10 protein-coding genes are annotated in these 11,921 nt (G+C 64.2%); all 10 read left to right on the forward strand.

Going from position 1 to position 11,921, the window contains the following annotated elements:
- Window positions 1-20: 20 nt before the first annotated feature.
- On the forward strand, window positions 21-1,340 hold the full coding sequence (locus GTW58_RS01720) for a Mur ligase family protein (protein WP_119932448.1): 1,320 nt from the start codon (window positions 21-23) through the stop codon (window positions 1,338-1,340).
- 21 nt (window positions 1,341-1,361) lie between these two features.
- On the forward strand, window positions 1,362-2,135 hold the full coding sequence (locus GTW58_RS01725; RefSeq protein WP_168023450.1) for a type 1 glutamine amidotransferase: 774 nt from the start codon (window positions 1,362-1,364) through the stop codon (window positions 2,133-2,135).
- Between the two features lie 132 nt (window positions 2,136-2,267).
- Complete coding sequence (locus GTW58_RS01730) at window positions 2,268-3,029, forward strand: YebC/PmpR family DNA-binding transcriptional regulator (RefSeq protein ID WP_047692503.1); 762 nt, start codon at window positions 2,268-2,270, stop codon at window positions 3,027-3,029.
- Window positions 3,030-3,671, forward strand: a complete 642-nt coding sequence (ruvC, locus tag GTW58_RS01735; RefSeq protein WP_119932446.1) for a crossover junction endodeoxyribonuclease RuvC — start codon at window positions 3,030-3,032, stop codon at window positions 3,669-3,671.
- 110 nt (window positions 3,672-3,781) lie between these two features.
- Entirely contained in the window at window positions 3,782-4,435 is a 654-nt protein-coding gene (gene ruvA / locus GTW58_RS01740; protein ID WP_119932445.1) for a Holliday junction branch migration protein RuvA, read from the forward strand.
- 10 nt (window positions 4,436-4,445) lie between these two features.
- Complete coding sequence (gene ruvB / locus GTW58_RS01745; RefSeq protein WP_047692003.1) at window positions 4,446-5,510, forward strand: Holliday junction branch migration DNA helicase RuvB; 1,065 nt, start codon at window positions 4,446-4,448, stop codon at window positions 5,508-5,510.
- 158 nt (window positions 5,511-5,668) lie between these two features.
- Window positions 5,669-6,091, forward strand: coding sequence for a preprotein translocase subunit YajC (locus GTW58_RS01750; RefSeq protein ID WP_052209745.1), 423 nt, complete (start codon window positions 5,669-5,671; stop codon window positions 6,089-6,091).
- A gap of 274 nt (window positions 6,092-6,365) precedes the next feature.
- Window positions 6,366-8,201, forward strand: coding sequence for a protein translocase subunit SecD (secD, locus tag GTW58_RS01755; protein WP_232817973.1), 1,836 nt, complete (start codon window positions 6,366-6,368; stop codon window positions 8,199-8,201).
- Window positions 8,201-9,343, forward strand: a complete 1,143-nt coding sequence (gene secF / locus GTW58_RS01760) for a protein translocase subunit SecF (RefSeq protein ID WP_119932443.1) — start codon at window positions 8,201-8,203, stop codon at window positions 9,341-9,343. The genes secD and secF overlap by 1 nt, the downstream gene beginning before the upstream one ends.
- 161 nt (window positions 9,344-9,504) lie before the next feature.
- A complete protein-coding gene (locus GTW58_RS01765) occupies window positions 9,505-11,910 on the forward strand; it encodes a RelA/SpoT family protein (protein ID WP_047691180.1) in 2,406 nt (801 codons plus the stop codon).
- Window positions 11,911-11,921 lie beyond the last annotated feature (11 nt).

The following is an 11,921-nucleotide window of genomic DNA, read 5'->3' on the forward strand; positions in this document are numbered from 1 at the left end:
TGCAAGATGGCCCCCGTAGGATGTTGCTCATGTCCAGACCACTCGTGAGGCTCCTCGGCCAGGGCGTGCGCGCCGCCACCAAGATGCGCGGCGGCGGATCGGCGTTCCCTGGCCTGGTGATGGAGAAACTGCACCCCGGATTCGTTGCCGAACAGTTGGCCCGTCTGCCCCACGGGGTGGTGGTGGTCTCCGGAACCAACGGCAAGACGACGACGACCAAGATGGCCGTCCAGTTGCTGGAATCCCAGGGGTTGAAGGTGTTCACCAACCGCACGGGTTCCAACTTTGTGCGTGGTGTGGCGGCGTCGTTGTTGGAGGAAATCTCCCTGACCGGGCGGTTTGACGCTGACATTGCGGTCCTGGAACTGGACGAGGCCCACGCCGTCCACTTTGTCCGGCAGGTCAAACCGCGTTTTGCCCTGCTGCTGAACGTGATGCGGGACCAGCTGGACCGTTTTGGGGAAATTGACACCACTCGCCAGATGCTGGCCCAAGTGGCAGCTGCCACCACGGAGGCGGTGATTCTCAACCGCGAGGATCCGCGCATTGCCTCCCTGGCCCAGGACGTCCAGCCCGATACGCGTGTGCTCTGGTACGGACTCTCCGAGCAGTTGCGGCCCATGTTCCCCTCGGACGACGACATGCGCGCCGCCGACGGCCCTGCCGCCCCCACACCGGAGGGCGCGCCCCAGCCTGAGCCCGTGGTGGAGCTGGCCCACTTTGAGGCCACGGACGTCGACTTCCTGGTGCACGGTCAACCCGCCCAGGCCAAGGTTCACCTCTACGGTGTCTACAACGTCTACAACGCCGCCGGTGCACTGGCCTTGGCGCTCACGGTCACGGATGACGGCCGCGCGGTGAAAGCTGCGGGCGCCGGAGTCGAATCCCTGCTGGATGAATTGTCCCGGGTGACGCCTGCGTTCGGCCGAGGTGAGACCATCACGGTGGGAGAGACCCCGCTGCAGTTGTTGTTGGTCAAGAACCCCGCGGGCTTCCGCCTCTCCCTGGCCTCCGCCAAGCCGGAGGCCTACGCCACCATGATTGCGATCAACGACGAATACGCTGACGGCCGGGACGTCTCTTGGCTGTGGGACGTCGAATTCGACTCCCTGCGGGCAGGCGGTGTGGATCTGGTCACGGGCACCCGCGCGTGGGACATGGCCTTGCGACTGGACTACGACCAAGTCCCCATCCAAGAAGTGGAACCGGATCTGACCGAGTCCTTGCACAAGTTCATCACCGCCGCTGACGGCCGCCCCATGCGAGTGTTCTGCACCTACACGGCCATGCTGTCCCTGCGCCGCGCACTGCGCGCAGTCGCCGACGTCCCGGAGATCTGAGCCATGACCACCACAACGTCCATGTTCCCGCAGACCCCGGGATCAGGTTCGCCCACAGACACCGTGGAGCCCGGGGGGCTGGGGGAGATCCACCTGGTCCAGCTCTACCCTCGGGACATGAACATCTACGGTGACTGGGGCAACACCTTGACCTTGAAGCGTCGCCTGGAAAAGCGCGGCTACGGGGTCAAGCTCACCGACTACAACCCCGGGGACTCCTTCCCTGCCGACGGCGACATTTTAGTGGGCGGCGGCGGCCAGGACTCCGGGCAGTTCCGGGTCATGGAGGACCTCCAGAGCATCAAGCCGGTCCTGATGCAGTTGGTTGACGACGGCGCCCCCATGCTGGCCATCTGCGGTCTGTACCAACTCTTTGGGCACGAATTCCGCACGATCGGCGGCCAGACCCTGCCGGGTGTGGGGATTTTTGATCTGACGACGGTAGGTGGTGAGCAGCGGCTGATCGGCAACATCGTGACCGAGTCGGAGAAATTCGGGACCATCATCGGCTATGAAAACCACTCGGGACTGACCAAGCTGGGGGCCGGGCAGCAGCCCTTGGCACGCGTGGTGGCAGGTGCCGGCAACGATGGCCAGGACGGTACGGAAGGTGCGGTGACCAAGGAGGTCATCGGCTCCTACCTGCATGGATCCCTGTTGCCCAAGAACCCCGCCCTGGCGGATCATCTGATCGCAACCGCGGTGCGTCGTCGTTACTCCCATTACCATCTGGAACCCCTCAATGACACCCTGGCCACCAAGGCCCGTGAGGTGGCCCAGTCCAGACCGCGCTGAGCCGAACACACCCCGTGTTCTCCGCCAGGACTAGACTGGCTGCCAGATTTTTCCGGAGCCGGCTGACCCGCTGCCGCGCAGAAGCATCCGGTGCCGGAGCGCACACAATATTTTTTGCCACAGGAGGCACACATGTCAGGTCACTCCAAATGGGCCACCACCAAGCACAAGAAGGCCGCGATCGATGCCAAGCGCGCCAAGGCCTTTGCCAAGTACATCAAGGGCATTGAAGTTGCTGCGCGTCAGGGCGGGCCGGACACCGCAGGCAACCCGGCACTGGATCTGGCGGTGTCCAAGGCCAAGAAGAACTCCGTGCCCAATGACAACATTGACCGCGCCATCAAGCGTGGAGCCGGGCTGACCGGTGAAGTCATCGACTACTCGGAAATCTTCTACGAGGCCCGTGGCCCGCAGGGTTCCGCGCTCTACATCGAGTGCTTGACGGACAACAAGAACCGCGCTGCCTCTGAGGTGCGTGTGGCCGTCACCCGCAACGGTGGCACCATGGCCGACCCCGGCTCCGTGATGTTCATGTTCGAACGCAAGGGCGTGGCAGAGGTGACCAAGACCGACGGCCTGACCGAGGACGACGTCCTGATGGCCGTCCTGGATGCCGGTGCTGAGGAAGTCGTGGAAGAGGACGAGGTCTTTGAAGTGGTCTCCGAAGCCACCGACCTTGGCGCCATCCGCACCGCCCTGGAGGAAGCGGGACTGGAGTACAACAACGACGACCCCGTCTTCCGCGCCAACATGAAGGTGGACCTGGATGCCGACGGCGCAGCCAAGTTCTTGCGCCTGGCCGATGCCGTGGAGGCCCTGGACGACGTCCAGAACGTCTACTCGAATGCCGAGATCTCCCCGGAGGTCCTGGCTCAGCTCGAGGCCCAGGGCTGAATGTCCACTGCCGAGCAGGTCATCCTGGGGGTTGACCCCGGGCTGACCCGCTGCGGATTCGGTGTGGTGCGGATGCGCGCCAACCGGCAGGTGGAATGGATCCATCACGAAGTGCAGGGCACCTCAGCAGATCAGCCACTGGAACAACGCATCCTGAGCATCGCGGTGGCAGCGGAATCCATGATGGATCGCTACCACCCAGATGCGCTGGCCATTGAGCGGTTGTTCGCCCAGAACAACGCGCCCACCGTGGTGGGTACGGCGCAGGCCTCGGGCGCCGTGATTGCGGAGGCGGCTCGGCGCAAGGTGCCGGTGGCCTGGCACACCCCGTCCGAGGTCAAAGCGGCCGTGACGGGGGACGGTGCTGCTGACAAGGACGCCGTGACGCGCATGGTGGTGCGCATCCTGGGCCTGTCAGCCCCGCCCAAACCTGCGGATGCCGCAGACGCCATTGCCATCGCCATCTGCCACGGGTGGCGCTCGGGCGTGGGCTCGGGCTACGACGCCCAGGCCGCCACGGCCACCCACCAGGGCGCACAGACTCGGCTGGCGCGACTGCAGGCCGCCGGCGGTTCACGACTCACGCCCGCACAGAGGGCGTGGAAGGTTGCTGAACAGAAAGCTCGGCGCGGCGGGCGCTGAAGCCGTGGTTTGACCGCAGCGCTGCTAGTCTGGGCAGCGAATAGTACACATGTTCGAGTCTGCTGGTTGAAGGTGTGCCGCAGCTCGGGCCACCCCACGGAAGGACCCCCATGATTGCAGCGGTGCGCGGAGAAGTTCTGCACAAGGGCTTGAGCACCGTGGTGGTGGACGTTCACGGGCTGGGCCTGGAAGTCCAGGTCACCCCGCTGACCCTCTCCGGTCTCCACACCGGCCGGGAAGCCACACTGGCCACCTCCTATGTGGCTCGCAAGGATGATTCCCCGCTCCTGTTCGGTTTTGCCGACACCCAGGAGAAGGAAGTTTTCGAAACCATGCTGGGCGTCTCCGGAGTGGGACCACGCACTGCACTGGCCGTTCTGGCCACCTTGGGTCCCGACGACGTCCGTGCCGCAATAGCCAGTGGGGATCCCAAAGCCTTCACCGCTGTTCCAGGCATTGGGCCCAAAGGGGCCAAGCGCATCGTGCTGGAACTGGCGGACAAACTGGTCCCTGCGGATGCCCCGCAGACTTCCTCGCCGTCACCAGCCGAGCCGGCACTGCCCGTGTGGCGCATCCAGGTCACCGAGGCACTGGTGGGTCTGGGCTGGAATGAGAAGGATGCATCCCAAGCCATCGACGACGCCCTGGTTGGCAGCGAAGAACTTGCGGAGTCCGGAGATGTGGCAGTGATTCTGCGCACCGTTCTGGCCTGGTTGGGGGCACGAGCCTCCACGGCGGCGGGGGAGCGTGACCGTGGCCGGTGATCGCGCAGCCGTGAACGGTCGAGACCGCCTGGTGGCAGCAGACACGGAACCTGATGAGAAGACCGTGGAAGCAGCCCTGCGCCCAGGAACCCTGGATGACTTTGTGGGTCAACCGCGGGTGCGGCGCCAGTTGTCCCTGGTGTTGGAGGCCTCCAAGCTCAGGGGCCGCAGTGCTGATCACGTCCTGCTCTCGGGGCCTCCTGGACTCGGCAAAACCACCCTGGCCATGATCATTGCCGAGGAGATGGGTGCTCCTCTGCGGATCTCCTCCGGCCCGGCCATCCAACACACCGGTGATCTGGCCGCCATTCTGTCCTCCCTGACGGAAGGGGAGGTGTTGTTCCTGGATGAGATCCACCGCATGTCACGGCCTGCGGAGGAAATGCTCTACATGGCCATGGAGGACTTCCGCGTGGACATTGTGGTGGGCAAGGGTGCCGGTGCCACCTCCATTCCCCTGGATCTTCCGCCGTTCACCCTGGTGGGCGCCACCACGCGTGCGGGCCTGTTGCCCGGACCCTTGCGTGACCGTTTCGGATTCACCGGACACCTGGAGTTCTACGCGGTGGAGGAACTGGTCAGCGTGCTGCGCCGTTCCGCCGGTCTGTTGGACCTGGACCTGAGCACGGAAGGTTTTCAAGAAGTGGCCTCCCGTTCCAGGGGTACCCCGCGTATTGCCAACCGTTTGTTGCGCCGTGTCCGCGACTGGGCGTTGGTGCACGGTGTGAGTCGCATTGATTCGCGGGCAGCGTCTTCGGCGTTGGAAATGTACGAGGTGGACCCACGCGGGCTGGACCGCCTGGACCGCAGTGTCCTGGAGGCCCTGGTCAAACACTTCGGCGGCGGGCCGGTGGGGCTCTCCACCCTGGCCATCGCCGTGGGCGAGGAAACCGAAACCGTGGAGGAAGTGGCTGAGCCCTATCTGGTGCGGGAAGGTCTGCTGGCCCGAACCCCGCGTGGGCGCATCGCCATGCCGGCTGCCTGGGAGCATCTGGGACTTGCGGTTCCAGCCCATGCCGCCTTTGGGGACCCCGCACTCCAGCGGCCGGAAACTGACTCGGACAGCGAACACTGAGGCCGGTCAGGCCAACCTCAGACGGTCAGTCACCTACCATGAGTGGATGCGCGTGTGGCCCCTGCGCCGGTACGCCATGTGAACTTCCGTCACGGTGACACCAGCAGCACCACCGTGAGAACCACCGATGCAGCCTGGCTGCAGAATCAGGAGACCACGTGCTTTCCTCCGCACTGACCCCCGCCTTGACCGCCCAGCCCATCGTGTCCGCCCAGACTGATGCCAGCTTGTCGGCCGCCGGTCAGAACGCCGGAGGCTCAGGCCAGTTCCTGTTCTTCGGTGTGATGATCGGTCTGCTGGTGCTGATGTTCTGGTTCACCAACCGCAACCGGCGCCGTCAACAGCAGAAGATGAAGGACCAGCAGTCCAAGATGGTCCCCGGCACCCAGGTGATGACCAGTTACGGTCTTTACGGCCGGGTGGTCAGCATTGATCAGGAAGCCGTCAAAGCGTTTCTGGAAATCGCTCCCGGAACCCAGGTGACCGTTCACCTGCAGACGCTGACGACCGTGGTGGATGATCAGACCCCGGGTGAACAGGGCACCGGCAACACCGGTGCCACCAGCACAGAGAACAACTGATCTTGTGGTGTAGCGTCCACCGGGGATTATCCCTGGTGGACGCTTTACTGTGACCACATGATCTGGCAGCAACACTGATCGGCCTGATTCCCGGCCGGTGCCTGCTGCTGTAGAACGAGTACCGCTGACAAGGACCCTGCCCATGGCGACTGCCACTTCTCAACCCCCTGAGGGGTCTCGGAAGAGTTCATCCACCACATCGGTCAAAGACCGCACGGAGATTTCCCGCGCCCTGAGCCGCGCCCGGACGTCCCTGATTGCGTTGACCGTGGTGATGCTGGCGTTGATCGGTCTGTTGGCCTGGGGTGCCGGACGTGGCAGCACGGACTGGACCCCGCGCCTGGCCTTGGATCTTGAGGGTGGCACCCAGATGGTCCTGACCCCGCGGTTGCAGGGTGAGGACGCCGGGCAGGAGATCACCCAGGAACAGCTGGATCAGGCGGTGGAGATCATCCGCCAGCGTGTGGACGGCTCGGGTGTCTCAGAGGCGGAGGTCACCACACAGGGTGGCTCCAACATTGTGGTGTCCATGCCGGGCGCTCCGGACAGTGCCACCCGCGAACTCATCCAGACCTCAGCACAGATGAGTTTCCGTCCTGTGCTGTTGACGGGCGCGGCTGAGGCGGTTCCGGAGGATCAGCGCACGGCTGAGGACCAGTTGCCGAACCCCACCGCGGAACCCGCCGACTCCTCTGACACCACTTGGATCACCGCTGATCTGATGCAGGAGTTCGAATCCACGGACTGCACCCAACCGCAGAGCCCGGAGGAGCGTGCTGCGCAGAACCCGGATCAGGCCGTGATCGCCTGTGAACCGGAGGCAGGCACCAAATACATCTTGGGTCCGGTGGAGATCCAAGGCACGGAGATTTCTGACTCGAGCTACGGCATGGCCCAAGGTCAGGGAGGTACCACCACCGGACAGTGGGCTGTTGACCTTCAGTTCAACTCTGAAGGCACGGAGACCTTCCAGCAGCTCTCCGAACGCCTCTACAACATCGGCCAGACCACACCCGGGGATCCGCGCAACCAGTTCGCCATTCTGCTGGACGGTGAAGTGATCTCCGCCCCCCAGATGAACGCCGTGATCCCCAACGGCCAGGCCCAGATCACGGGACGGTTCACGGAGGAATCGGCATCGTTCCTGGCCGAGCAGCTGCGTTACGGGTCCCTTCCCGTCAGCTTCTCCATTGCCTCCGAGCAGCAGATCTCCGCCACCCTGGGTGCTGATCAGCTGCGCATGGGCATCATTGCCGGGCTGATCGGCCTGCTGCTGGTGGCAGTGTGGTCCATCATCCAGTACAGGTGGCTGGGCTGGGTCAACATCATCTCCCTGATCGTGTTGGGGCTGATGTCCTGGCTTGCCATCACGCTTCTGGGCTGGGCACTGAACTACCGGCTGTCCCTGGCCGGTGTGGCCGGTCTGGTGGTGGCCATCGGCATGGCAGCGGACTCCTTCATCGTGTACTTCGAACGCATCAGGGATGAGGTCCGCATCGGACGCACCATTCCCTCGGCCATCGATCACGGGTGGAAACGCGCGCAGCAGACCATCTTGGCCTCCAAGGCCGTGAACCTGATCGCCTCCGTGGTGCTCTACTTTGTGGCCGTGGGCAACGTGCGCGGGTTCGCCTTCACCCTGGGTCTCACCGCGGTGATCGATCTGCTGGTGGTTTTCTTCTTCACCCACCCGGTCATGGTCTACCTCTCCCGCACCAAGTACTTTGGCCGCGGCAGCCCCGGGTCCGGACTGGACCCCAAGGCGCTGGACGCCGTGCCCTTCTACCGCGGATCGGGACGGTTGCGCACCCCGGACGATCTTGACCCCGCCTCCGGTGCCACCCAGATCGACGACGCCGACCCCACCACCTCCCGTACGGAGGACAGCGCCCCGGCCCAACCTTGGTCCCCAGAGGCAGCAACCTCTCAGACGGAGCAGACCGCAGAGCCAGAGGCCGCACCGCAGGAGGATCAACCACCGATCAAGGTGGCCACCGGTGTCAATGACGGTCTCACGCTGGCCGAGCGTCGTCGTCAAGCACGACTGTCCGCTGCTTCCGGAGGCCGGGCGCCTGCTGAGAACACCACCACGGAGAAGGGAGAGGCCTGATGTCACGGTTCGCCGATTTCGGTAACGACCTCTACAGCGGACGGAAGTCCTTTCCGTTTGTCCCCAAGCGCAAGTTGTGGTTGAGCATCGCAGCCTTGCTGGTGGTGATCTCCGCACTGATCCCTGTGGTCCGTGGGGGATTCAACTTGGGCATCGACTTCACGGGTGGCTCGGAATTCGTGGTCTCCAACGTTGCGGACAGCAGCCTGGAACCGGGCCAGGAGGCCGTGACCTCCACCGGGCACGACGGCGAATCCACGGTCACCAACATCGCCCCCGGCACCATTCGAGTGCAGACCGAACAACTCGACGACGACCAAACCTTGGCGGTGCGTGAAGCGCTGGTTCAGGCCTACGACGTCTCAGAGGATCAGGTGGCCTCCAACTTTGTGGGTCCCACGTGGGGTGCCGGGATTTCCCAGCAGATGATCCGCGGTCTGGTGATCTTCCTGGCCCTGACCGCCGTGGTCATGGCGCTGTACTTCCGCACCTGGAAGATGTCCCTGGCCTCCATGGCCGGTGTGTTCGTCACGGTGGCCCTGACGGTGGGCACCTACTCTCTGGTGGGTTTTGAGGTCACACCATCGGCCATCATCGGGTTCCTCACCGTGTTGTCCTACTCGCTGTATGACACCGTGGTGGTCTTTGACAAGGTCCGTGAGAACACCCGCGGGTTGCTGGACGGCAGCGCGCCACCGCCACGGTTGAATCGCGGATTCTCCGATCAGGTGAACCTGGCCGCCAACCAGACCTTGGTGCGTTCCATCAACACCTCCGTGGTGGGACTGCTGCCCGTGGGCTCCATCTTGTTCATCGGCGCCGCCCTGCTGGGGGCAGGGACGTTGAAGGACCTGGCCCTGGCACAGTTTGTGGGCATCGTTTGGGGCACCCTGGCCACGCTGTTCGTGGCCACCCCCGTGTACGCGGCTTTGCGGTCTGTGGAACCCGGTGTGAAGCAGCAGGAAGCCCGTGCAGCGGACCTGGCGTATCAGGCCGAAACGGTGGATGCGCCGGCTACAGAACCTACTGATGTTGCCCAACCGACCCATGCCGCCCAACCGACCGACGCTTCCGAGAGGGCCCGAACCCAGGCTTCTGCCCACAGCGAGTCCGCAGTCGGAGAGGTTCCCGGACGGTCCTAGAATGGTGTCCCTGACCCAGCCGGTGATCCGGCGCTGTGTCAGAGATGTTGAGCTAGGAGGACACCGTGGAGCAGAACTCGATCCAGTCCGATCGGGGCCAGCACCCGGAGTCCTTGCGCGCGCCTGATGCCACCACCGCTCATGCTGGTGCAACCGCACCGGTGGATGGAGACGCGCAAGGAGGTGGTGCGTCGTCGTCGCCTGCTGGTGCAGGTGGCCGGACGGGGTCCACCACCTCCGGTACCCACGGTGTGGTTCCCGCCGCCCGGCCGGTGTTCGGGCGGCCCGTGTTCCCTGGGCGCTCTGAGCGGATGCGCTCCGCGCTGTCGTATCTCTCCGGTGCCTCCATTTCTCAGTCCCCGCTGATTGAACCTCTGTTGCGCACTGTCCGGGAAAACGCACCGCAGGAGGACGTGACGGTGTTGCAGCGTGCTTTTGCCGTTGCAGACCGTCAGCACGAAGGCCAGAAGCGCAAGAGCGGGGATCCCTACATCACCCACCCGGTGGCGGTGACCACCATCTTGGCGGAGCTGGGAATGACCGGTCCGGTGTTGGTGGCTGCCTTGCTGCACGACACCGTGGAGGACACCGACTACACGTTGGAGCAGCTGAGCCAGGAGTTCGGTGAGGAAGTCGCCCAGCTGGTGGACGGCGTGACCAAACTGGAGAAGGTCCAGTACGGGGAACACGCCCAAGCGGAGACCGTGCGCAAGATGATCGTGGCCATGGCCCGGGACATCCGGGTGCTGCTGATCAAACTGGCCGACCGGCTCCACAATGCCCGCACCTGGCGGTTCGTCTCCCAGGAATCCTCTGCCAAGAAGGCCCGGGAGACCCTGGAGATCTTTGCGCCACTGGCCCACCGCTTGGGCTTGAACACCATCAAGTGGGAGCTGGAGGACCTGTCCTTTGCGGCGTTGTACCCCAAGATCTACGACGAAATAGTCCGCATGGTGGGGGAGCGTCAGCCCCAGCGGGAGCGGAATCTGGCGCAGATCCGCAGTTTGGTGGCCGAGGACCTGGCCGAATCGGGGATTGAGGCCGTGATCACCGGCCGACCCAAGCACTACTACTCCGTGTACCAAAAGATGATTGTGCGCGGTAAGGACTTCAACGAGATCCACGATCTGCTGGCGGTGCGGGTCCTGGTCTCCTCCGTGCGCGAGTGCTACGCGGCGCTGGGTTCCTTGCACGCGCGGTGGCGTCCGCTGCCGGGGCGGTTCAAGGACTACATCGCCATGCCCAAGTTCAACATGTACCAGTCCTTGCACACCACGGTGCTGGGACCCGGTGGTCGGCCCGTGGAGATCCAGATACGTACCCACGAGATGCACCGTCGGGCCGAATACGGTGTGGCCGCGCACTGGAAGTACAAGGACCACGCGCGCTCGGGTGGTGCCGGTGACACCCCCAAGGCCAGCTCCCAGGACATGGGATGGTTGAAGTCCTTGGTCTCATGGCAGGACGACACCAAGGACTCCACTGAGTTCCTGGATTCCCTGCGCTATCAGATCGACACCAAAGAGGTCTACGTGTTCACCCCGCGCGGGGACGTCATGGCCTTGCCGGCAGGTTCCACCCCGGTGGACTTTGCCTACGCGGTGCACACCGAGGTGGGGCAGAAGACCATTGGTGCCCGTGTCAACGGCAAGCTGGTGGCACTGTCCTCCACCTTGCAGCACGGCGACTGGGTGGAGGTGCTCACCTCCAAGTCTCCGGATGCCGCGCCCTCCCAGGACTGGTTGAAGTTTGTCTCCTCCCCACGGGCGCGGCAGAAGATCAAGCAGTTCTTCACCAAGGAGCGCCGGGAGGAGGCGATCACCCGCGGTCAGGAGGCGTTGACCCGTGCCCTGCGCAAGCATCACCTGCCGTTGCAGCGCACCGTGACCCAGGAGGCCCTGGTCTCCGTTGCCCAGCAGTTGAACAAGACGGACATCACGGCCCTGTACGAGGCCATCGGCAATGAAACTGTCTCCTCCCGGGAGGTCATCGACCTGTTGGTGGAGTCCGCCGGCGGTGCCGACGGTTCCGTGGAGGACTTCGCGGACACCATCTCCGCCATCCGACCCGTCAGACAGGGGGTTGCCGATTCCGGGGTGGCGGTGGACGGGGCCTCGGACGTGTACGTGAAGTTGGCGCGGTGCTGCACGCCCGTGCCGCCGGACGAGATCGTGGGTTTCGTGACCCGCGGGCAGGGCATTTCCGTGCACCGGGTGGACTGTTCCAACATGCGCAACCAGACCGAATCCGAGCGCCGGATATCAGTGCATTGGGCGCCCACGCAGTCCTCGGTGTTCCTGGTGGAGATTCAGGTGGAGGCCCTGGACCGGCAGAAGTTGCTCTCCGATGTCACCCGCGTGCTTTCCGAGAACCACGTGAACATTCTGGCGGCCAATGTCCACACGTCCTCGGACCGTCTGGCCATCTCCCGGTTCTCGTTTGAGATGGGGGATGCCCGGTACCTGGACCACGTGCTCAACCAGGTCCGCAACATTGACGGCGTGTACGACGTCTACCGGACTTCCGCTCAGCAGCGTCTGCCGGAGAAACCGCGGTCCACGACCTGAACCAGGGACCA

This window comes from Kocuria subflava, from assembly GCF_012163155.1.
Classification (GTDB): domain Bacteria; phylum Actinomycetota; class Actinomycetes; order Actinomycetales; family Micrococcaceae; genus Kocuria; species Kocuria subflava.